Genomic DNA, 670 nt, shown 5'->3' on the forward strand with positions numbered 1-670 from the left:
ATAGGGTGTCTGCGTCGAGCCGGTAGAGCTTCGCGGCCGCTGCCGCCGCCCCGAACCCGCCGACGATAGCGGTCGGATGGAACCCAGCTTCCATGCCTTCGGGCGCGTTTGCTGCCATGCCGACGCGCGCCATGGCCTCGTAGCCGGCGACAATCGCAGCAAGCAGTGCCTCGCCGCTGGCGTCGGATTGGGCGGCAGCGGCGAATGCTGCGCTGATCACGACGCCGCCCGGATGGCTAGTCGATGCATCGTGGGTGTCGTCCAGTTCGTAGCCATGCGCGGCGGCTCCGTTGACGAGCGCCGCCACATGGGCGCTCACACGCATGTCCGAACCCAGGATACCGGCCCTTCCCGTGTTTTCGAAGCGGGCGGCCCAGTCGCGTAGCGAGACAACCCAAGGCAGGTCACAACCGCCGAAGGCCACTCCCATATAGTCCAGGATCAGCTTGCGCGTCTGCTCGATATCCTGTGCGGAGAGCTGGGCATACGTCAGTCCACTCAGTTCCTCGGCCAAGCTTCTCGACCGATCTTTTTCGCTCGTCATTGTCCTGCTACTCCCGCAGTCGGATTGCGCGCGGCTACCCCGCGCAGGGCGATCACGCAGCACGCGCAACCAAAAAGGGCGAAAGCGGCAATCGTGGCTGCCGTGTGGGTGTAGAGCCCAATCTGA

Annotated in this window: 1 protein-coding gene; it reads right to left on the reverse strand. The window is 64.9% G+C overall.

Annotated elements, in window-relative coordinates:
• A partial coding sequence (locus ACK8OU_RS20395) for an MmgE/PrpD family protein (protein WP_410305151.1) occupies positions 1 to 514 on the reverse strand: 514 nt, incomplete at its 3' end.
• Positions 515 to 670: the final 156 nt, after the last annotated feature.

The organism is Pontitalea aquivivens, assembly GCF_046507575.1.
GTDB lineage: Bacteria > Pseudomonadota > Alphaproteobacteria > Rhodobacterales > Rhodobacteraceae > Pontitalea > Pontitalea aquivivens.